The organism is Jannaschia sp. M317, assembly GCF_025141175.1.
Classification (GTDB): Bacteria; Pseudomonadota; Alphaproteobacteria; order Rhodobacterales; family Rhodobacteraceae; genus Jannaschia.
The window spans coordinates 462112-481986 of sequence record NZ_CP081155.1 but is presented as its reverse complement, the minus strand read 5'-3'; the positions used below and the strand labels follow the sequence as shown (position 1 = coordinate 481986).

19 protein-coding genes are annotated in these 19875 nt (G+C 67.4%); 9 read left to right on the top strand and 10 right to left on the bottom strand.

The window, feature by feature from the left end; genetic code table 11:
- The first annotated feature begins 18 nt into the window (after positions 1-18).
- A complete protein-coding gene (locus K3551_RS02545) occupies positions 19-495 on the top strand; it encodes an RNA pyrophosphohydrolase (RefSeq protein WP_259917424.1) in 477 nt (158 codons plus the stop codon).
- 68 nt (positions 496-563) lie between these two features.
- Positions 564-1040, top strand: coding sequence for a hypothetical protein (locus tag K3551_RS02540; protein ID WP_259917422.1), 477 nt, complete (start codon positions 564-566; stop codon positions 1038-1040).
- A 57-nt stretch (positions 1041-1097) separates the two neighbouring features.
- On the opposite strand, the gene ggt is transcribed toward K3551_RS02540, so the two are convergent.
- Entirely contained in the window at positions 1098-2831 is a 1734-nt protein-coding gene (gene ggt, locus K3551_RS02535; protein WP_259917419.1) for a gamma-glutamyltransferase, read from the bottom strand.
- Between the two features lie 244 nt (positions 2832-3075).
- On the opposite strand from ggt, the gene zapE reads away from it, so the two are divergent.
- A complete protein-coding gene (gene zapE / locus K3551_RS02530) occupies positions 3076-4119 on the top strand; it encodes a cell division protein ZapE (protein ID WP_259917418.1) in 1044 nt (347 codons plus the stop codon).
- 45 nt (positions 4120-4164) lie between these two features.
- Here zapE and K3551_RS02525 read toward each other — a convergent pair whose 3' ends face one another.
- The 4 genes from K3551_RS02525 to K3551_RS02510 form a co-directional block, all read right to left on the bottom strand.
- Positions 4165-4743: a hypothetical protein gene (locus tag K3551_RS02525; RefSeq protein ID WP_259917416.1), complete on the bottom strand. Its 579-nt coding sequence runs from the start codon at positions 4741-4743 to the stop codon at positions 4165-4167.
- Positions 4744-4749: 6 nt separating this feature from the next.
- Positions 4750-6012 carry a folylpolyglutamate synthase/dihydrofolate synthase family protein gene (locus K3551_RS02520; protein ID WP_259917415.1) on the bottom strand — a complete coding sequence of 421 codons (1263 nt, stop codon included), beginning with the start codon at positions 6010-6012 and terminating at the stop codon, positions 4750-4752.
- 75 nt (positions 6013-6087) lie between these two features.
- On the bottom strand, positions 6088-7056 hold the full coding sequence (gene accD, locus K3551_RS02515) for an acetyl-CoA carboxylase, carboxyltransferase subunit beta (protein WP_259917413.1): 969 nt from the start codon (positions 7054-7056) through the stop codon (positions 6088-6090).
- A gap of 73 nt (positions 7057-7129) precedes the next feature.
- Complete coding sequence (locus K3551_RS02510) at positions 7130-8029, bottom strand: CPBP family intramembrane glutamic endopeptidase (protein ID WP_259917411.1); 900 nt, start codon at positions 8027-8029, stop codon at positions 7130-7132.
- 121 nt (positions 8030-8150) lie between these two features.
- On the opposite strand from K3551_RS02510, the gene ilvD reads away from it, so the two are divergent.
- From ilvD to K3551_RS02490, 4 genes are all read left to right on the top strand, one after another.
- The gene (gene ilvD / locus K3551_RS02505) at positions 8151-9914 is read left to right on the top strand and encodes a dihydroxy-acid dehydratase (protein WP_259917410.1); all 1764 of its coding nucleotides are present in this window, start codon (positions 8151-8153) and stop codon (positions 9912-9914) included.
- Positions 9915-9921: 7 nt separating this feature from the next.
- Positions 9922-10575, top strand: coding sequence for a DUF6478 family protein (locus tag K3551_RS02500; protein ID WP_259917408.1), 654 nt, complete (start codon positions 9922-9924; stop codon positions 10573-10575).
- A gap of 84 nt (positions 10576-10659) precedes the next feature.
- The gene (locus K3551_RS02495; RefSeq protein ID WP_259917406.1) at positions 10660-12690 is read left to right on the top strand and encodes an FAD-dependent oxidoreductase; all 2031 of its coding nucleotides are present in this window, start codon (positions 10660-10662) and stop codon (positions 12688-12690) included.
- 235 nt (positions 12691-12925) lie between these two features.
- The gene (locus K3551_RS02490) at positions 12926-13831 is read left to right on the top strand and encodes a LysR family transcriptional regulator (RefSeq protein ID WP_259917404.1); all 906 of its coding nucleotides are present in this window, start codon (positions 12926-12928) and stop codon (positions 13829-13831) included.
- Between the two features lie 156 nt (positions 13832-13987).
- On the opposite strand, the gene pepT is transcribed toward K3551_RS02490, so the two are convergent.
- Genes pepT through K3551_RS02465 form a run of 5 tightly spaced genes read right to left on the bottom strand, consistent with a single transcriptional unit; the run spans position 13988 to position 18154 of the window.
- Positions 13988-15226, bottom strand: a complete 1239-nt coding sequence (pepT, locus tag K3551_RS02485) for a peptidase T (RefSeq protein ID WP_259917402.1) — start codon at positions 15224-15226, stop codon at positions 13988-13990.
- 18 nt (positions 15227-15244) lie between these two features.
- Positions 15245-16153 (bottom strand): OmpA family protein, encoded by a 909-nt coding sequence (locus tag K3551_RS02480; protein WP_259917400.1) that lies wholly within the window; start codon positions 16151-16153, stop codon positions 15245-15247.
- Positions 16150-16716: a peroxidase-related enzyme gene (locus K3551_RS02475; RefSeq protein ID WP_259917399.1), complete on the bottom strand. Its 567-nt coding sequence runs from the start codon at positions 16714-16716 to the stop codon at positions 16150-16152. The genes K3551_RS02480 and K3551_RS02475 overlap by 4 nt, the downstream gene beginning before the upstream one ends.
- A complete protein-coding gene (locus K3551_RS02470; RefSeq protein ID WP_259917398.1) occupies positions 16713-17438 on the bottom strand; it encodes a GNAT family N-acetyltransferase in 726 nt (241 codons plus the stop codon). The genes K3551_RS02475 and K3551_RS02470 overlap by 4 nt, the downstream gene beginning before the upstream one ends.
- Positions 17435-18154 (bottom strand): molybdopterin-binding protein, encoded by a 720-nt coding sequence (locus tag K3551_RS02465; RefSeq protein WP_259917397.1) that lies wholly within the window; start codon positions 18152-18154, stop codon positions 17435-17437. The genes K3551_RS02470 and K3551_RS02465 overlap by 4 nt, the downstream gene beginning before the upstream one ends.
- Positions 18155-18271: 117 nt before the next feature.
- Between K3551_RS02465 and sfsA the strand changes: the two genes are divergently transcribed.
- The gene (gene sfsA, locus K3551_RS02460) at positions 18272-18967 is read left to right on the top strand and encodes a DNA/RNA nuclease SfsA (protein WP_259917395.1); all 696 of its coding nucleotides are present in this window, start codon (positions 18272-18274) and stop codon (positions 18965-18967) included.
- A 48-nt stretch (positions 18968-19015) separates the two neighbouring features.
- Complete coding sequence (gene map / locus K3551_RS02455; protein WP_409197399.1) at positions 19016-19834, top strand: type I methionyl aminopeptidase; 819 nt, start codon at positions 19016-19018, stop codon at positions 19832-19834.
- Positions 19835-19875: the final 41 nt, after the last annotated feature.

Here is a 19875-nt window from a genome sequence, read left to right as displayed (position 1 = left end):
AGGCCCCCTTTGACGCCCATGACCCCCGAAGATATCGCCAAGCTGCCCTATCGTCCCTGCGCGGGCGTCTGCCTGACCAACCCCGCCGGGTTGATCTGGGTGGGGGAACGGCTGGACCGTCCCGGTGCCTGGCAGATGCCCCAGGGCGGCATCGACAAGGGGGAGCCCCCCGAAGCTGCCGCCTACCGCGAGCTGACCGAGGAAACCGGCCTGCCTGCAAGCGCCGTCACCCTGCTGGACCGGATCGACGACCCGCTGCCCTACGACCTGCCCCCTGACATCGTACCCAAGATGTGGAAGGGGCGCTATCGCGGTCAGACGCAGCACTGGTATCGCATGAGGTATGATGGACCCGATGACGCGGTCGATCTGGATCACCATGTGCGCGAATTCTCTCGCTGGTGCTGGATGCCGGGGCCGGATGTTCTGGCCTCTATCGTGCCGTTCAAGCGCGACATCTACGCCAAGGTTCTGGGCCGTTTCGACCTGCTTTGATCCCGGTTATTGCCTAGCGCGCGCCCGCGACGCCAAACCGGGGCATCACCCGTCCCGGAGGCCCTAAAATGATCCGCACCCTGCTTGCCGCTGGTCTTGTCATCCTTGTTGCCGGCCCTGCGCTGGCCCTGTCCTGTCTGGCCCCAACGGTGCAGCGCAGCTTTGCCGTGGCACAAGACAGCCCTGCCACCTATGTCCTGGCCGTCGGCATGCTGACCCCCCTCCCCGGAGAGGCCGCGCCGCCGGATCCGACCGATCCGAACCAACGGCAAGGCCATGTCCTGCGGACCCGGTTCGAAGGGGTGCTGGCCAGCGGGACCGGTTTCAACGTCTACAGGCTGTTCGATGTGGCGGTCGAGGTCGGCTGCCTCGGGCCCTGGTGTGGCGGGCTGCCGCGTGGTGAGACGCTGTTGTTTCTGGAGCGACGGGCCGACGGCCATGTCCTGACCGCCGGCCCCTGCGGCCAGTTCGCCTTTGCCGCCACGCCCGAGGTCAAGACCCAGGCTCTGGCCTGTCTTCAGGGCGGGGACTGCACGGCCCCCTGATCCCTTCCTTGTTTCGGAAATATGCCGGGGGTGCGGGGGTTGGCCCCCGCTGGCCGGTCACTCTCCGATGGCGACACCTTCCCGTCGCGGATCGGCCCCGCCCGACAACCCGTCGGGTCCGACCGCGATGACATGCAGACCCGACGTCAGGCCACGCACGCTGGTTTCGAACCCCATCTCGGTCAGGGCAATGCCCAGACCCTCGGCGGCGGTCCCTTCCTCCAGGTCATAGGTGCCGAACCGGTTGACCAGATGCGGCAGGGCCACGGCCTGTTGCGCGTCCATGCCCCAATCCATGTGGGCCACGATGGTCTTGGCCACATAGCCGATGATCCGCGACCCGCCCGGCGATCCGACGACCAGAACCGGCGCGCCGTCGCGCATCACGATGGTGGGGGCCATCGACGACCGGGGCCGCTTGCCCGGCTCCACCCGGTTGGCGATGGGAACGCCGTCGCTGTGCGACCGGAACGAGAAATCCGTCAGCTCATTGTTCAGTAGGAATCCACCGGGTGCCATCACCCGCGAGCCGAAGCCGTTCTCGATCGTCGTCGTCATCGACAGGGCATTGCCCGCCGCATCCACGATAGAGATGTGGGACGTGGACGGCAGTTCGATGCTCTGGTCGTCGGCCAGCAGCATGGCGTGATCCCAGGGCGGTGAACCGGGTGCGACCTCCGGCAGGGCGTCGTCTCCGGACAGCAGCTGCGCACGGTCCGCCAGATAGGCCGGATCGACCAGGCCCTTGGTCGGGACCGGCACGAAATCGCTGTCGGCCATGTAGCGGCCCCGGTCCGCGAAGGCGAGGCGCGAGGCGTCGCCGATGATCCGCCAGGCCTCCGCCGAATCCGGTCCCATGGCGGCGATGTCATAGCGTTCGATCATCCCCAGGATCTGCCCGACCGTCAGCGCGCCCGACGATGGCGGCCCCATGCCGCAGACTTCGGCCCCGCGATAGTCGGCGCAGACCGCGGGCCGCTCGATCACCTCGTAGGCCGCCAGATCCTGCATCGACAACTGGCCGGGCTGCGCCGCGCCACGCACCGCGCCGACGATGCCCTCGGCGATCTCTCCGCCATAGAAGGCGGCGGCCCCCTCGGCGGCCAGCGCCCGCAGGGTCGCGGCATAGGCGGGGTTGGTCAGGGTGCTGCCCTCGGCGATCGCGGTGCCGCCGGGATAGAAGTAGGCGGCCGTCGCCGGGGCGACCGTCAGCCGGTCCATATCGCCCGCGACCAGAGTCGCCAGGCGCGGCGAGACGGCGAAACCGTCCTCGGCGTGGGCGATGGCCTCGTCGAACAGGCTGCCCCAGTTGGCGGTGCCCCAGCGGCGGTGCGCCGCCTCCATCAGGGCGGGCGTGCCCGGCGTGCCGACCGACAGCCCGCCCACGACCGCATCCCAGAAGCCCATCGGCTCTCCGTCCTTCTGGAACAGCAGGGGGGTGGCGGTCATGGGGGCCGTCTCGCGACCGTCGAGCGTCGTGATCTCGCCGCTCTCGGCGTCGTACCAGACCAGGAAGGCGCCGCCACCCAGGCCCGAGGACTGCGGCTCTACCAGGCCCAGAACGGCCTGCACCGCGACCATGGCATCGGCGGCCGACCCGCCCTCGCGCAGGACGCGCGCGCCCGCCTCTGCGGCCAGCGGGTTGGCGGCGGCGACCATCCAGGTCTGCGCGGTGACGGGGGCCACGACCTCGGGGGCCAGACCGGACGCGGCCTCGGGTGCCACGGCATCGGTCGCGGTCTGGGCCAGCGCCGGGGACGCGGCCAGCGTAAGGGCGAGTAGCAATCGCATGAGTCTCTCCTCCTGTTGGTGCCAACAGGGTGACATGGATCGGCGATCAGGCAAGCCTGCACTCGGTGCGCAGGCGCAAAGGTGCCTTGTGGGGCAGCCGATGCGGGGCGGCCCTGATCCGCCGCCGGCGGTCGGTCGGGTCGCAGCGGGCCCGCAATCGTCCCGGTCACCGCCGCCCGGATCAGCCCCGCCGGTGCCTCGCCATGATTGCCTTTCCCGATCTGGTCTGTAGACGTTGCGCGCCATGACCCTGACCCAGATATACGCCGCCCGCGTGGCCGATGGCACGCTGACCGCCGATGCCGCCCAAGAGGCGGCGCTCGTCCCGCTGGAGGCGATCCGCGCCAAGTTGGCCCAGCCCCTGAAACGTGGCTTTCTGGGGCGTCGCAAGGCACCCGAGGGGCCGATGGGCTGCTACCTCTGGGGGGGAGTGGGGCGCGGCAAGTCCATGTTGATGGACCTGTTCCACGACGCCGCGCCCGTCCCGTCCCGCCGTGTGCATTTCCACGCCTTCATGCAAGAGGCCCACGAGGCCATGCATCAGGCCCGCGCGGCCGGCACGCGCGACGCCCTGGCCCCCTTTGCCGACAGCGTCATCGATCAGGTTCGCGTGCTCTGCTTCGACGAAATGCAGATCACCGACATCACCGACGCCATGATCGTGGGCCGCCTGTTCGAGCGGCTCTTTGACGCCGGGGTGCATGTGGTGACCACCTCGAACCGGGTGCCCGACGATCTGTACAAGGACGGGCTGAACCGGGCGCTGTTTGTGCCGTTCATCGAGATGGTGAAGGACCGGATGCTGGTGCACGAACTGGTGTCGCCCCGCGACTACCGTCAGGATCGGATTGGCGGCGATCCCACCTATTTTGTCGGCGGCGGCCCCTTGGAGGAGATCTGGGCGCGTCTGTCGGGCGGTCGGAACGAGGGACTGACGCTGCGGGTCAAGGGGCGCGACGTGCGCCTGGACGATTTCGCCTCTGGCGTGGCCCGTGCCTCCTTTGCGCAGCTTTGCGGACAGCCCCTCGGCGCGGGCGATTACCTGGCGCTGGCCCGCGCGGTGCGGGTTCTGATCCTGACCGATGTGCCCCGGCTCGACCGCGCCCACGGCAACGAGGCGCGTCGCTTCGTCACCCTGATCGACGCGCTCTATGAGGCGAAGGTCAAACTGATCATCAGCGCCGAGGCAGAGCCAGAGGCCCTGTCCGGTGGCGACGTCTTCGAGTTCGAGCGCACCGCCAGCCGCCTGCGCGAGATGCAGGCAGAGGGGTGGGGCCCGGACGGCTGAGCCCGCCGGCCCCCCGGGGCGATAACATCCCCTGGCGCGCGCCGCCTAGCCGACCGAGGACCGGCGCCGAGACAGCGACGACATCGGCAGCGGCCCGCAGGGGTTTGCCGGATCGGGCGAGACGCGTAGCGGTGTGTCCGCGGGAACACCACTTTCGTCGATGAAGATCCCGTTGACGCAGACATCCTGCGCCCGGTTACCCCCATTGAACCCAAAGCCGGGATCGCCGCAGTCATTTGCGAAGCCACCGGCGTTCCAGGCCTGATAGGTTCCGTCTTCCCGATAGCCGCCCATGGGGAAGGTCAGCGTCTGGCTGTCGAACCGCAGCGTCCAGGACGTCTCGGGCGTGAGATCCTTGAGCGACCATTGCCCAAGATAGCTGTCGCCCCGCCAGCCGGTGATCCCGAACCCCGTCACCGTGGTTTCCGTGATCAGCCAGCCCTGCGCCTTATCAGGATAGGTGATGTGGCCCTCGATCCGATACCCTTCGGCACCCCGCCAACAAAAGGTGTGGGTCACGGCCTGTGCGGGCGGGGCGAGGCTGGCAAGGATCAGGGTCAGGCGGATCATCGCCCGACTATCGAGGTGTCCGCCGCGCAGGGCAAGCCGTAGGGCGGGGTTCACGCCGCCTCAGCCGTTTTGTTGCAGGACCCGCCCGGCCAGATAGAGCGACCCGCAGATCAGGATCCGTGCCTGAGGGTCGACCGACGTGATCCGGGCGATGGCTTCGGCGACCGATCCGGCCTCCGAGGCGGGCAATCCGGCGGCTTCGGCTTCGGCGCGGGTCTGCGCGGCGCTCAGCGTGTTCGGTTCTCCGGGGATGGACACGGCGTGCAGGTGGTCTGCACGGGCCGCCAGGGGGCGCATGTAACCGCGCGCGTCCTTGGTGTTGAGCATGCCGCAGATCAGATGCAGGGGCCGGTGCGGCAGGCGGGTCAACGCCTCGGCCAGGGCCATGCCTGCGGCGGGGTTGTGCCCGCCGTCCAGCCACACTTCGGCCGCGCCCGCGGCGTCGACCAGTGGCCCGGTCGACAGCCGCTGCATCCGCGCGGGCCAGGTCGCGTTGCGCATCGCGGCGGGCGCGCCTTCGGCCCGGCCCAGGACACGCAGGGCGGCCACGGCCATGCCGGCATTCTGGGCCTGATGCGCGCCGATCAGGCGCGGCGGCGGCAGGTCCATCAGCCCGGTTTCGTCCTGGAACACCAACCCGCCATTTTCCTCGGTCACATGCCAGTGCTGCCCGTGGATATGCAGCGGGGCGTTCAGGCGCGCGGCGCGGTATTCGATGACCTCCAGCGCGGCCTCGTCCTGGGGGCCGACGATGCAGGGCACGCCGGGTTTCAGGATGCCCGCCTTTTCGCCCGCGATCTTTTCGATGGTGTCGCCCAGAAACCCTTCGTGATCCATCGAGACCGGCGTGATCACGGTCAGCGCGGGGTTCACGACATTGGTCGCATCCAGCCGCCCGCCCAGACCGACCTCCAGCAGGGTCCAGTCGGCGGGGGTGCGGGCAAAGGCCAGCAGGGCGGCGCAGGTCGTGATCTCGAAATAGGTGATCGGGTCGCCCCCGTTCGCCGCCTCGCATTCCGCCAGCAGCTCGGCCAGCCTGTCTTCGGCAATCAGGTCCCCGGCCAGTCGGATGCGTTCGTGAAACCGCGCCAGATGCGGCGAGGTATAGGCGTGGCAGCTGTCGCCTGCCCCCTCCAACCCGGCGCGGATCATGGCCAAGGTCGATCCCTTGCCGTTGGTGCCCGCAATATGGATCACCGGCGGCAGGTGCGTTTCGGGATGGTCGAGCGCGTCCAGAAGCCGGTGCACCCGGTCCAGCACAAGGTCGATCACCTTGGGATGCAGCGCCATCAGGCGGTCAAGAATGGCGTCGGAGGTCTGCATGTCGTGCCTTGGGTCGGGACGGGACGTCGCGCGCGGGGCATCCGGCTGCAAGGCCGGATGCCGGTCGCCGGGCGGTCAGGTCTTGGTCGCGGGGGACGCGGTGCCCGGGTCCAGCGTCGGCAGGGCCTCGGCCTCGGGCGCGGGGTCCGGCACGGTGGTTTCGACCGGACGCGGCAGATCGCCGTGGACGACGGGGCCCAGGCCCATCAGCATCCTCAGGATCGTGGCCAGTTCATCGCGGTGCTGACCCCGTGGCGTGACCCGGTCCAGCATGCCGTGATCCAGCAGGTATTCGGCGCGCTGGAACCCTTCGGGCAGGGTTTCGCGGATCGTCTGTTCGATCACGCGCGGCCCGGCAAAGCAGATCAGGGCGTTCGGCTCTGCGATCTGGACATCGCCCAGCATCGCATAGGACGCGGTCACCCCGCCTGTCGTGGGATGGGTCAGCACGACGATATAGGGCAGGCCCGCTTCCTTCAGCATCTCGACCGCAACGGTGGTGCGCGGCATCTGCATCAGGCTGAGGATGCCTTCCTGCATGCGGGCACCGCCTGCGGCGGAAAACAGGATCAGCGGGCGCTTCAGCTTTACCGCGCGTTCGGCGGCGGCGATGATGGCGTTGCCCACGTACATCCCCATGGATCCGGCCATGAAGGAGAAATCCTGCGCGGCGGCAACCACGGGCGTCTTGTGGATCTCGCCCTCGGCGACCAGCATCGCCTCGGCCTCATCGTTGGCCTTTTGCGCGGCGCGCAGCCGGTCCGGGTATTTCTTCTGATCGCGGAACTTCAGGGGATCTTCGATCGGCAGGGGCACTTTGACTTCGGTAAAGATGCCCCCGTCGAACAGCGCATTGAACCGGTCGCGCGGGGCCAGGTGCATGTGGTGGCCGCAGTTGGTGCAGACCCGCAGATTGTCCGACAATTCGCGGTGGAACAGCATGGTCCCGCATTCGTCGCATTTCGTCCAAAGGTTCTCGGGCACTTCGCGGCGCGAGAACAGAGAGTTGATCTTTGGTCGGACGTAGTTCGAGATCCAGTTCATGTCGTGCGCCCCTGCTGCCGTTGGGTCGCAGATAGGCCCCGCGCCGCTGGAATGCAATTCCGTCGCCGATGGCTCAGGCGGGGGCGCCGTTCATCCGCCGCGCCAGCCACAGCCGGATGACCGCCCACAGGATCACGGTCGTGATCACATCCTGCACGATCAGCGGGCGCAGCACCTCGGTGTTGGCCGCGGTAAAGGGCGTCTTCCACAGGGCCATGCCGGACAGCGACCCGTCCAGTGCCACGAACAGGATCGCGACCGCGTTGTTGACGAAATGGATGCCCCAGGCGATGCCGATGGACCCGGTCACCCGCGTAAGATCCGCGGCCACCAGGCCAAAGACGGTGGCCGCACCCACCAGGAGCCAGGCATTGGCCCCCGCCGTCGCGGGGTCGAGATGCAGCAGGCCAAAGGCGACCGACGGCAGGATCATCCAGATCAGCGGATGCTGGAACCGCGCCGCCAGCTGTTGTTGCAGATAGCCACGAAACAGCACCTCTTCGGCACCCGTCTGCAGCAGCAGCCCGATCAGGGCCATGGGCAGGAACGACAGGAACAGATCCGTCGGTGTGTTGCGGATCAGGACGTAGGGCGCGGGCAGAAACGCAAAGACCGCCGCGAACAACAGCGCCGCCGCGACCCCGCCCAGGCCAAAGCCGCGCAGGGTGCCGGTGCCCAGCAAGCTGCCGATCCCGCGCCGGTGCAGCAGGCGGGCGGCCAGAACCGTGCCCGCGACCATGCCCGCGAATGTGCCCAGCATCAAAACCACCGCCGTCGGCGTTTCGGCCAGGGCGATCCGTTGCATCCAGCCGTTCAGGCCCGCGTTGCCCGCCGCCGCCCAGACACAGGCCAGCAGGACGATGATGCCGATCACGTAGACGCACAGCACCAGCAAAAGCCCCAGCAGCAAGCGCCACAACTGGGGACGGTCGCGCGCGGGCGCGACGAACTGGTCGAATTCGGGGGTCCACATGCTCGATGCCCTCGATTTGTTTTGCGCCGACCCTAGCGAGCAAGGGCCGCTGCGGCAATCGCGCTTGTCTGGCCTTGCCCCGGCGTCTATCCCCGATCGGGACGGACAGGAGAGAGAGACAATGCTCAAAGGCCCCACGGACAAATCCAAACTGCCCTCGCGTCACGTGACCGAAGGCCCGGCGCGTGCACCGCACCGGTCGTATTTCTACGCCATGGGCCTGGGCGAGGAGGAGATCCATCAGCCTTGGGTCGGCGTCGCCACCTGCTGGAACGAGGCCGCGCCTTGTAACATCGCGCTGAACCGCCAGGCCCAGGCCGTGAAGCTGGGCGTCAAGCAGGGCAACGGCACGCCCCGCGAATTCACCACCATCACCGTCACCGACGGCATCGCGATGGGGCACGAAGGGATGCGGTCTTCGCTGGCTTCGCGCGAGGCGATTGCCGACACGGTCGAGCTGACGATGCGCGGGCATTGCTATGACGCGATTGTCGGCCTGGCGGGGTGTGACAAGTCGCTGCCGGGGATGATGATGGCGATGGTCCGTCTGAACACGCCGTCGGTCTTCATCTACGGCGGTTCCATCCTGCCTGGGCGCGCGCCGTCGGGGTCCGATGTGCCCGCCGAATACCGCGACCGCGACCTGACCGTGCAGGACATGTTCGAGGCGGTGGGCAACCACCAGGCCGGGAACCTGTCGGACGCCGCGCTGGACGTTCTGGAACGGGTGGCCTGCCCCTCGGCGGGGGCCTGCGGCGGCCAGTTCACGGCCAACACCATGGCCTGCGTGTCCGAGGCGATTGGCCTGGCTCTGTTCAACTCCTCCGGGGCGCCCGCGCCGTACGAGAGCCGGGATCACTACTCCATCGCGTCCGGCCAGGCGGTGATGAACCTGATCGAAAAGAACATCCGTGCCCGGGACGTCGTCACCCGCAAGGCGCTGGAAAACGCGGCCCGCGTGGTGGCCTGCACCGGTGGGTCGACCAACGCCGGTCTGCACCTGCCCGCCATCGCCCATGAGGCGGGGATCGAGTTCACCCTGCAGGACGTCTGCGAGATCTTCCGCGACACGCCCTATTTCGTCGACCTGAAGCCGGGCGGCCAATACGTCGCCAAGGACCTTTACGAGGCAGGCGGCCTGCCTGTCGTCATGAAGGAACTGCGCAAGGCCGGCCTGATCCACGAAGATTGCATCACCGCCTCCGGCCGCTCCATCGGAGAAGAGCTGGACCGCGTCAAAGGGGAGGCCGACGGCAAGGTCATCTATCCGATCGAAACCCCGATCACCAAGACCGGGGGCGTCGTGGGCCTGATGGGCAACCTGGCCCCCGAAGGCGCCATCGTGAAGGTCGCGGGCATGGAAGCACAGCACCAGATCTTCACCGGTCCGGCCCGCGTGTTCGAATGCGAAGAAGACGCCTTCGAGGCCGTCAAGGCGCGCCAATACGAAGAAGGCGAGGTCATCGTGATCCGCAACGAGGGCCCCGCGGGCGGCCCCGGCATGCGCGAGATGCTGGCGACCACTGCTGCGCTGTCCGGTCAGGGCATGGGCAAGAAGGTCGCGCTGATCACCGACGGGCGGTTTTCCGGCGCGACGCGCGGTTTCTGCGTGGGTCACGTGGGGCCCGAGGCGGCGCACGGCGGTCCCATCGGGATGCTCAAGAACGGCGACGTCATCACGCTCAACGCCATCGAAGGGACGATTTCCGTCGACCTGACCGACGAGGAGCTGGCAGATCGCAAGGCCGAATGGAAAGGCCCGCGCAAGACGATCTACGCCTCGGGTGCGCTGTGGAAATACGCACAGCTTGTCGGGTCCGCCAAATACGGGGCCTGCACCCATCCGGGGGCCAAGCAGGAAGAACACATCTACATGGACCTCTGAGGTTCCGGTGCCGGAACGTCCCCTGATCCACTGGCTGCGCGCCCGTCGCGCCGCACAGGAGGTGGCGTTCCTGGCCGTGCCCGATCTGCCGGATGCGGCGTCGGGCATTCCCCAGCCGCCGATGTGCGATTGGGCCTGGCGCCCGGCCCCCTGGGCCGCGCCGATGGCGTCCGGTCAACTGTCCAATGTGACCGATGGCACGCGCATTACCTCCGGGGTCAGGCTGTTTCACGATTGCAGCCAATCCCAGGTCGACCTCCGCCAATCGGACAGCGCGCCCCACGCGGTCACCGTCGCCATTCGTGACTTTGGCGGCAGCTTTCTGTCGCTGGCCATCGACCTGCCGCAGACCGCAGCGCGCAACATGCGCCGGGCCCATATCCTGCGCGTGACCTTGCGCAGCCCGGCGTCGGGTGCGGCGCGGGTCTATGCGCGGCTGAATATCCGCAACGGTCCGAACATCGAAAAACTGACCGAGGCGATGGAGCCGGATGCGGATCACGACGACACCCTGCACGCAGAGTTCGACCTGGGCTTTCACGATCTGCATCCATCCCGCATGGAGGCCGCCTGGCTGGACCTGATGTTCGCGCCACCGGAACACTACGACCTCCGCCTGGAGGACCTGACCCTGGCGCGTCGTCCCCGGGCCGAGATCTGACGCCTGCCATGTCAGGGGCGTGACGCAGCGTTTCGGGATGACAGGGGCCGGGTGGCGCCGCAGGAAAGATCGCAGGAGGACGCCATGACCCAATATCCCCATCTTCTCGCGCCGCTGGACCTGGGCTTCACCACCCTCAAGAACCGCGTGCTCATGGGTTCCATGCACACCGGCCTGGAGGAGACGAAGGATTGGGACCGCGTCGCCACCTTCTATGCGGAACGTGCTGCGGGCGGTGTGGCGTTGATGGTCACCGGCGGCATGGCCCCCAACCGCGAAGGCGGGGTGTTTCCCGGCGCGGCGGGGCTGTTCTCGGATCAGGACATCGCCAACCACCGGATCGTCACCGACCGGGTCCATGACGCGGGCGGCAAGATCGCAATGCAGATCCTGCACGCCGGGCGCTATGCCTATTCGCCCGACTGCGTGGCCCCCTCGCCGGTGAAATCCCCGATCTCTCCCTTTCCGCCAAAGGAGCTGGACGAGGACGGTATCGAAAAACAGATCGCCGACATCGTCACCGCCGCCGTGCGGGCGCAGCAGGCGGGCTATGACGGGGTCGAGGTCATGGGTTCGGAGGGGTATTTCCTGAACCAGTTCCTGGTCGAGCATACCAACAAGCGCACCGACCGCTGGGGCGGCTCGGTCGAGAACCGGCAGCGCCTGCCGGTCGAGGTCGTGCGCCGCGTCCGTGAGGCCGTCGGCCCGGACTTCATCGTCATCTACCGGCTGTCGATGATCGACCTGATCCCCAAGGGACAAACCTGGGACGAGGTGGTCGCTCTTGCCCGCAAGATCGAGGCGGCGGGCGCCACGATCCTCAACACCGGCATCGGCTGGCACGAGGCGCGGATTCCCACGATCGCCACCTCCGTCCCGCGCCGGGCCTTTGCCTGGGTGACGCAAAAGTTGATGGGCGCGGTTTCCATCCCGATCATCACGTCGAACCGGATCAACACGCCCGAAGTGGGCGAGGCCGTGCTGGCCGATGGCTGCGCCGACATGGTGTCGATGGCCCGTCCGTTCCTGGCCGACAGCCAGTTCGTGCGAAAGGCCGCCGAGGGGCGCGCCGGGGATATCGCGCCCTGTATCGCCTGCAACCAGGCCTGTCTGGACCATACGTTCGGGGGCAAGATGACCTCCTGCCTGGTGAACCCCCGCGCCTGTCATGAGACGGAGCTGCGCTATGAAACGACCGAGGCCCCGCGTCACATCGCGGTGGTCGGGGCCGGGGCGGCGGGCTGCACCGTCGCCATGATCGCCGCCGGGCGCGGGCATCGTGTGACCCTTTGGGACAAGGCAGACCGGGTGGGCGGACAGCTGAACATGGCCAAGGTCGTTCCCGGCAAGGAAGAGTTCGTCGGTCTGGTCGACTGGATGACGCGGATGGTGGATCACCCGGGCATCGACCTGCGGCTGGGCGCGGCCCCGACGGTTCTGGACCTGAAGACCGCCGATGAGGTTGTCATCGCAACGGGCGTCATGCCGCGCGATCCGGGCATTCCGGGGCAGGACGGACCGAACGTGCTGTCCTACATCGACGTGCTGCGCGACGGGGCAAAGGTCGGGCCGCGCGTGGCCGTTGTCGGCGCGGGCGGGATCGGGTTCGACACCGCCGATTTCCTGACCCACGTCGAAGGCCCGTCCACCACCGAGGATCTGCCAGCCTGGCTGGAGGAATGGGGCGTGGCCGATCCGGCGGATCATCGCGGCGGGCTGGATCCCGACGGCCCGCAGCCTGAGCCGTCGGCGCGCCAGATCACGCTGTTGCAGCGCAAGTCCGAGAAGCTGGGCAAACGGCTGGGCAAGACGACCGGTTGGATCCACCGCGCCGGCCTTCAGATGAAGGGGGTGAAGATGGTGCCGGGGGTCAATTACGAGCGGATCACGTCCGAGGGCCTGGAGGTCAGCTTTGGCGAGGCGCGGGAACGCCTGACTCTGATCGAGGCGGACACCATCGTTTTGTGCGCAGGCCAGGTGCCGGAGCGGTCGCTGGCCGATGCGTTGCAGGCAGAGGGCGTGGCCTGTCACGTGATCGGGGGGGCGGATGTCGCAGCCGAGCTGGACGCGAAACGTGCCATCGATCAGGGTGCGCGGCTGGCGGCGACGCTGTGACTGCCTTGGAATAATGAAGGCAAATCGGCGCAAATTGCGCCGATTGTCGCCATTTTCAGGCGTACAGGATCATGGTTTCATGTTTGAAATCAAACCGTTGAACCGATCGTTTCCGCGTTTCCCAAATCCGCCCAATCTTTAAACGATCCCGAGATTGACCAGAGCGGGGCATGGTCTCGCCCCATTCCGCCGTCATCAAGGACCCCAAGTTGAACAGTTGTAAGGGTCTGCTGAAATGGATCGCCTCTCGGAAATGGAAGCCTTCGCCACGGTCGTCGACCAGGGTGGGTTTACCGACGCCGCAAAGAAGCTCGGGATCTCCAAGTCCGCTGTTTCCAAGCATGTCTCCTCGCTGGAAACGCGCCTTGGGGCGCGGCTTTTGAACCGGACGACCCGTCGGGTCAGCCCCACGGAAATCGGTCTGGCCTATTACGACCGCGCCCGCCGTGTTCTGAACGATGCCGGCGAGGCCGATGCCCTGGTGACCGCGATGCAAAGCGCGCCATCGGGTGTCTTGCGGGTCTCGGTGGCGACAGACTTTGGCGTCAATCACCTGTCGCCGATCCTGGGGTCCTTTCTGCATGAATTCCCGGACATCACGGTCAACATGGTTCTGAACAACCGCTATGTCGAGCTGATCTCCGAAGGGTTCGACCTGGCGGTGCGGATCGGGGATCTGGAAGACAGCTCGCTGCGCGCCCGTAAACTGGCCGAGACGCACAAGCAGATGATCGCCTCGCCGGCCTATCTGGAGGAGTATGGTCGACCGCAGCGGATCGACGATCTCAATGAACACAAGCTGTTGCACTATTCCAACCAGGCCAACGGGTCTGTCTGGAAGCTGACGGCACCCTCGGGCGAGAAGCGTCAGGTGCGGTCCGCTGGGTGGCTGACGGTCAACGACGGACAGTCCCTGTTGAACGCCGCCTGCAACGGTCTGGGCATCGCGTTCCTGCCTTCGTTCCTGTATGCCGATGCCGTCAAGGAGGGGAAACTCGTCCCCGCGATCGAAGGGCTGGCCCCCGAAACCCAAGGCATCTACGCGGTCTATCCGCCGGGTCGCTATACCCAGCCGAAGGTCCGCGCCTTCATCGATTTCCTGGTCGACAGCTTTCGCGACCGCGGCGCGGCCGACTGGTAAGCCACCCCACAGTTCCCTGCCAGAAGGCGGCCCCTGAGCGATCGGGGGCCGCTTTTTTGTCCGGCAGATTGGAAGGGTGATGCGGGGGTGATCGACGGGTGATCCGCGTCATACCTAAAATTCGCACAGAGACGGGTCGATCAGACCTGTTCCGCGCTATTCACCCCGTGCGGCCCGCGTCACGATGCCCAGGCAGAAATCGGTCGCGCGGCCCATGTCCTGCACCGAAATCCATTCCAGCGGGCCGTGGATGTTCTGCATTCCGGTGAACAGGTTCGGGCAGGGCACGCCCATTTCGGTCAAACGCGACCCGTCGGTGCCGCCGCGGATCGGGACCGACACCTCGGGGATGGTCAGATCGGCCAGCGCGGCGCGGGCCAGATCCACGGGCGTCATGTCGTCCTCCAGCCAATAGCGCATGTTGCGGTATTGCGGCGTGATCTCGCAGGTGATGCGGGCGCGGGGTTCGGTCGCGGCGATGGTGTCGCAGACCTGCCGCAGCAGATCCCCATGGGCCGCCAGCCCGTCGCGTTCGAAATCGCGCAGGATGAAGCGCACCACCATCTCGGAGGAGCCGCCCTTCATGTCGACGGCATGCAGGAACCCCTCCCGGCCCTCGGTCGTTTCGGGCGTTCGGGTGACCTGGGGCAGGGTATCGACGATCTTGGACGCCAGATGGATCGCGTTGACCAACTTGTCCTTGGCATCGCCCGGATGGATCGAAACGCCGGTGACGGTGACGGTCGCGAAATCCGCCGAGAAGGTCTCGTAGACGATTTCGCCCAGATCGCCGCCGTCGAAGGTATAGGCGAAATCGACGCCCAGATCGGCGGGCAGGCGGGCGTCCACGCCGCGCCCGATTTCCTCGTCCGGGGTGAAGGCGATACGGATCGGGGGACGGGGCAGGTCGGGGGTTTCCAGCAGGTGCCGTGCGGCGGTCATGATGATCGCGATGCCCGCCTTGTCGTCGGCCCCCAGAAGGGTAAGGCCCGAGGCGGTGACGATGTCGTGCCCGACCTTCTGGGCCAGATAGGGGAAGGCCTCGGGCGAGAGCGCCAGGTCGGGCGCGTCCGGGTAGGTGATGGTGCCGCCGTTGTAGCGCTCGATCACCCTGGGTTTGACGCCGGTGGCATTGAATTGCGGCGCGGTGTCCACGTGGGCGAGAAACCCGATGGTCGGGCCGGGAACGGTGCCGGGGATCGTGGCCAGGACGGTGCCGTAGTCGGTCTTGACCACGTCAGTCGCGCCGATGTCCACCAGCTCTGCCCGGAGCAGGTCCAGCATGTCGTGTTGGCAGTCGGTCGAGGGCGCGCCGGGGCGGTCCTGATCGGACTGGCTGTCGATCGCGCAGTAGCGGATCAAGCGGTCGGTCAGCTCTGCGTCGAAAGGGGGCATGGGACATCCTTGGCGGGGTTACGGGGTGGAGGTGATGACGACTTCGACGCGCCGGTTCGCTTCGCGTCCGGCTTCGGTGTCGTTGCGGGCCATGGGCGCAAAGAACCCGACGCCGTGGGTGTCGATGCGGGCCGGATCAATGCCGTAGCGGCCCGTCAGCAGGGCACGGGCGCTGGCGGCGCGGCGGTTGGAAATCGCCATGTTGCCCTCGGCCCCGCCTTCTGCGTCGGTATGGCCGACCAGGGCGACCGTGACCTGCGGGTTGGCGCGCAGAAAGTCTGCCAGACCCTCCAGCGACGGATAGCTGTCGCTGGGCAGGTCGGTGGAGCCGGTGGCGAAAATCAGGTCCGACAGCACCGCGCGCCCGGTCTGCGTCAGCGCCATGGCCACGTCGGACATGGCGGTCAGCACCGGGGGGGGCGGGGCGTTGGACGCGCTTTTGGTGATTGGCACGACGGAACCGGGTGCCCCCACGACGGTCTGCTGCACATAACCCTGGTCGCCAGAGGTGCTGACCACCAGCGACACCCAGTCATCGCCCCGCCGCGCCGACAGGTAGCGAAAGGCGGCCAGGTCGACGAACATCTCGGGCGCGGGGGCGACGTCGATCTCGAACCGGAAATCCCAACCGCCGCAGGCGCGCGTGTCGCAGTCGAAGACCACGTCGTAGCCCTGGGCCAGAAGTTGATCGCGCAGCGGGGACAGCAGTTGCAGCGGCGTGGCGCCGGGGGCCGACAATTGCCACACCTGCCGTGTCACGGCACCTTCGACCGTCTGGGCGGGCAGGGTGCCATCCCAGGGGCCGATGGCGACGCGGTAGGGCGCAAGGGGCGCGGTCTCGGCGAATGTCAGGGCGGCGGGAAAGGGCATCGCCAGGTCGGCGGCCTGCGCGGGCAGCGCCAGCAGCAGGGCCGCCCAGCGAATCACCGGGCCTGGCCGTGGTAGTCTGGGTTCGGGGCCATGGCGATGGCCGAGGCCACCCGGTTCGACATGTTGAAGAACCCCGCGACGGAGGCCAGATCGAAGATGTCCCGCTCGCTCAGGCCCTGGTCTCGGAGGGCCTGGCGGTCGGCTTCGGTGATGGTGGCCGAGGCCTTGGTCATCAGGACGGCAAAATCCAGCATCGCCCGCTGTCGGTCGGTCAGGGGGGCCACGCGGTAGTTCATCGCGATCATCTCGCCCAGGGCCGGATCGCCGGACAGGGCCCGCACGGCGGCCCCGTGGGCCACCAGGCAATAGAAACACCGGTTTTCGGCGGAAACGGCGACGGCGACCATCTCGCGTTCCAGCTTGGACAGGCCGGAGGGGGCGAGCATCAGGTCGTTATACATCGCCGTGAAGGCGTTCAGCTTGTCCATGTCGAAGGCATAGGCACGCAGCACGTTTGGCACGAAGCCCAGCTTTTCGACGCAAATGTCGAAATAGCGCTGCGTCTCGGGCGGCAGGGGGTCCAGCTGCGGCAGGTCGAGGGCGGTGGGTTGTTCAGTCATGCCTTCGACCAATAGCGGTATCCACCGCGTCGGGCGAGGCCCGCCTTGGCGTAAAGCGCGATGGCGCCGGTGTTGTCGGCCTCGACCGGCAGGACCAGGGTGTCGGCCCCCTGCGCCTGCGCCCAGGTCGCAGCATGGCGCAGGGCCAGCAGGCCCACGCCCTTGCCGCGCATCTGCGGCAGGGTCAGCACCAGGTGCAGCACGGCCAGCCCCTCGGCCACACCGACATAGAGCGCGCCCGCCGCCCGTCCCTCGGCGCGCATCAGAACAGCGGCGCGGGGACCCGGCGCACGGAACATCGGCGCGCGGCGCGGGGCCGGGTTGCCGTGGTCGTCCCACAGGCTGTTGCAGATTTCCAGCGGCGGCCAATGGGCAAAACCGCTGACCGGTGGCAGGTCCCCCAGCAGGGGCGCGACAGGTCCGGCCATCAGGTCGGAAACCCCGCCCGCGCCATAGCCGCGCGCGACCAACAGATCGGCGGCCTGATCCTCGACCCCGTCGATCGTCCCGAAGATCGTTCCGGGGCGCGATGTTTCCACCGCGGCGATGTCGGCGTCGGTCACGCGCGCCCCCGGTCGCAGTCTGGCCGAGGTCGCGCGGCGCGTGCCCACCGTTTCGGCGGGCAATTCGAACGGTCCCAGGGTCGCCAAGGCCGAAGGCGGCCAGCTGGCCCGGATGGCCGCCATGATCCCCTGTGCGTCGGGTAGGGGCCCCGCGTTCATGCGAAGAGCGTCTGCAACTTGGCGGTTGCCTCGGTCACCCGCGCCGCATCCTGACCGCGGATGACGATATTGGCACCGTATTTGCCATCTTTCTGGAACGGATAGGACCCCATGGACAGATCCGGATATTCCGCCGCCAGATCGCCCAGCGGCCCCGCGATGTCGCCTTCGCCCCGGTCGATCCGGGTCGAGGTGGACGTCAGCGGCGCGCCGCCGGTCAGTGTCGGCAGGACCGAGGCCACCATGGCGCGAAAGACCGAAGGCACGCCCGCCATGACGTGCACGTTGCCAAGGGTAAAGCCCGGCGCGACCGACACGGGATTGTCGATCAGGCTGGCCCCTTCGGGAATGCGGGCCATGCGCAGGCGTGCTGCGTTCAGCTCCTGCCCGGAACGCGCATAGTGGGCGGCGAGCAGGGCGCGGGCATCGTCGCGCACATCGACCGTCGCGCCAAACGCCGCGCCAATGGCATCCGCCGTGATATCGTCGTGGGTCGGCCCGATTCCGCCAGAGGTGAAAACGCTGTCCCAGGTATCTGACAGGGCGCGTACGGCCGCGACGATGGCGTCGTGGTCGTCCGAGACGATGCGCACTTCCGACAGGGTGATGCCTGCTTCGGTCAGTTGACCGGCGAGGTGGTGCATGTTGGCGTCACGGGTGCGGCCCGACAGGATCTCGTCCCCGATAACGAGCATGGCGGCGGTTGGATTGGTCATGACGCGTCAGCCTTCGGACTGGGTTCGCGGCCACGCCGCGCCAGAGAGAGTGAGCGGTCCGGTCGGGGCGGGAATGGGCATGGGCGTCTCCTTCAGTTGAGGGTATAGGGCGGGGCCATGCGCTTCGCCACTCCGCTCGTCCCTGCCACGCTGATCCGCCGCTACAAGCGGTTCCTCGCGGATGTGGAGTTGGACGACGGGCGCGTGGTGGTGGCCCATTGCCCGAACCCCGGCGCGATGACCGGGCAGGCCGACCCCGGCGCGCGCATCTGGCTGGAACCGAATGACGATCCGAAAAAGAAGCTGAAATTCGGCTGGCGTCTGGCGGAATTGCCCGGGGGGCACTTGGTTTGCGTCGACACCGGCCTGCCCAACCGTGTCGTGGGCGAGGCGCTGCGCGCGGGGCAGATCCCCGGCCTGTCGGGCGACGTGCGCGCAGAGGTCGCCTATGGCACCGGCAGCCGGGTGGATTTCCTGCTGACGGGTGCGGGGCTGACCTATGTGGAGGTCAAGGCCGTGACCCTGCGCCGCACCGGTGATCTGGCCGAATTTCCCGACAGCGTGACCGCCCGCGGTGCCCGCCACATGGAAGAGCTGGCCGCGATGGCGCAACAGGGCCACCGCGCCGTGGTTCTGTTGCTGTTGCAGCGCACCGATTGCGCGCGGATCGGCATCGCCGCCGATATCGACCCGACCTATGCCGGGGCCTTTGACGCCGCCCGCGCAGCAGGGGTGGAGGTGATCTGTCTGGCGACGCGGATCACGACCGATGGCATCTGGGCCAAAGGGCCCCTGCCGCTGGCGGGTGGATAATTTTCTGTCGTGGTATTATGTGGGCCGGAACCGCAGGGTGAGCGAAGGATGAGCGACGTGGACGAACATCGGGGGCGACTGACACGGGACGGCATCCGCATCCATGAGGAGGCGGATTTCGCAGGCATGCACAAGGCCGGTCGCCTGACCGCCGAAATCCTTGACCGGATCGCGGAGCATGTGGTGCCCGGCGTCACGACAGCGGCCCTCGACAAGCTGATCACCGATTGGGTGACGGAGGCGGGCGCGACCTCGGCCACGATCGGCTACAAGGGCTATCAGCACGCCAGCTGCATCAGCGTGAACCACGTCGTCTGCCACGGTATTCCGGGGGACAAGGTGCTCAAGGATGGCGATATCCTGAACATCGACGTGACCACCATCGTCGACGGATGGTTTGGCGACAGCAGCCGGATGTATTGCGCAGGCAAGATGCCCCGCAAGGCCGAGCGTCTGGTCCAGGTCACCCACGACGCCCTGATGAAGGGGATCGAAGCGGTGAAGCCGGGCAATACCTTTGGCGACGTGGGCTTTGCGATCCAGGCCTATGCCGAGGCGCACCGCATGTCGGTTGTGCGCGATTTCTGTGGTCACGGGCTGGGCCGGGTGTTCCACGCACCGCCCAACGTCCTGCACTATGGCCGGCCCGGAACGGCGGCCGTGCTGGAGGAAGGCATGTTCTTCACCATCGAGCCGATGGTGAACCTGGGACGGCCCGAGACCAAGGTTCTGGCCGACGACTGGACCGCCGTGACCCGCGACAAATCCCTGTCGGCGCAGTTCGAGCATTCCATCGGTGTGACCGCGACGGGGGCGGAAATATTCACCCTGTCGCCCGGCGGGCGGTTCCACCCGACCTTCGGCTAGGACGGCGTTAACCAATTGTTTACGGTCGTGTTGCCAGATTG

What these genes read in the sequence shown, in the direction of transcription:
- K3551_RS02545 (WP_259917424.1), top strand. Translation starts at nt 19, where the DNA reads ATGACCCCCGAAGATATCGCCAAGCTGCCCTATCGTCCCTGCGCGGGC.
- K3551_RS02540 (WP_259917422.1), top strand. Translation starts at nt 564, where the DNA reads ATGATCCGCACCCTGCTTGCCGCTGGTCTTGTCATCCTTGTTGCCGGC.
- ggt (WP_259917419.1), bottom strand. Translation starts at nt 2,831, where the DNA reads ATGCGATTGCTACTCGCCCTTACGCTGGCCGCGTCCCCGGCGCTGGCC.
- zapE (WP_259917418.1), top strand. Translation starts at nt 3,076, where the DNA reads ATGACCCTGACCCAGATATACGCCGCCCGCGTGGCCGATGGCACGCTG.
- K3551_RS02520 (WP_259917415.1), bottom strand. Translation starts at nt 6,012, where the DNA reads ATGCAGACCTCCGACGCCATTCTTGACCGCCTGATGGCGCTGCATCCC.
- accD (WP_259917413.1), bottom strand. Translation starts at nt 7,056, where the DNA reads ATGAACTGGATCTCGAACTACGTCCGACCAAAGATCAACTCTCTGTTC.
- K3551_RS02510 (WP_259917411.1), bottom strand. Translation starts at nt 8,029, where the DNA reads ATGTGGACCCCCGAATTCGACCAGTTCGTCGCGCCCGCGCGCGACCGT.
- ilvD (WP_259917410.1), top strand. Translation starts at nt 8,151, where the DNA reads ATGCTCAAAGGCCCCACGGACAAATCCAAACTGCCCTCGCGTCACGTG.
- K3551_RS02495 (WP_259917406.1), top strand. Translation starts at nt 10,660, where the DNA reads ATGACCCAATATCCCCATCTTCTCGCGCCGCTGGACCTGGGCTTCACC.
- K3551_RS02490 (WP_259917404.1), top strand. Translation starts at nt 12,926, where the DNA reads ATGGATCGCCTCTCGGAAATGGAAGCCTTCGCCACGGTCGTCGACCAG.
- pepT (WP_259917402.1), bottom strand. Translation starts at nt 15,226, where the DNA reads ATGCCCCCTTTCGACGCAGAGCTGACCGACCGCTTGATCCGCTACTGC.
- K3551_RS02475 (WP_259917399.1), bottom strand. Translation starts at nt 16,716, where the DNA reads ATGACTGAACAACCCACCGCCCTCGACCTGCCGCAGCTGGACCCCCTG.
- K3551_RS02470 (WP_259917398.1), bottom strand. Translation starts at nt 17,438, where the DNA reads ATGAACGCGGGGCCCCTACCCGACGCACAGGGGATCATGGCGGCCATC.
- K3551_RS02465 (WP_259917397.1), bottom strand. Translation starts at nt 18,154, where the DNA reads ATGACCAATCCAACCGCCGCCATGCTCGTTATCGGGGACGAGATCCTG.
- sfsA (WP_259917395.1), top strand. Translation starts at nt 18,272, where the DNA reads ATGCGCTTCGCCACTCCGCTCGTCCCTGCCACGCTGATCCGCCGCTAC.
- map (WP_409197399.1), top strand. Translation starts at nt 19,016, where the DNA reads ATGAGCGACGTGGACGAACATCGGGGGCGACTGACACGGGACGGCATC.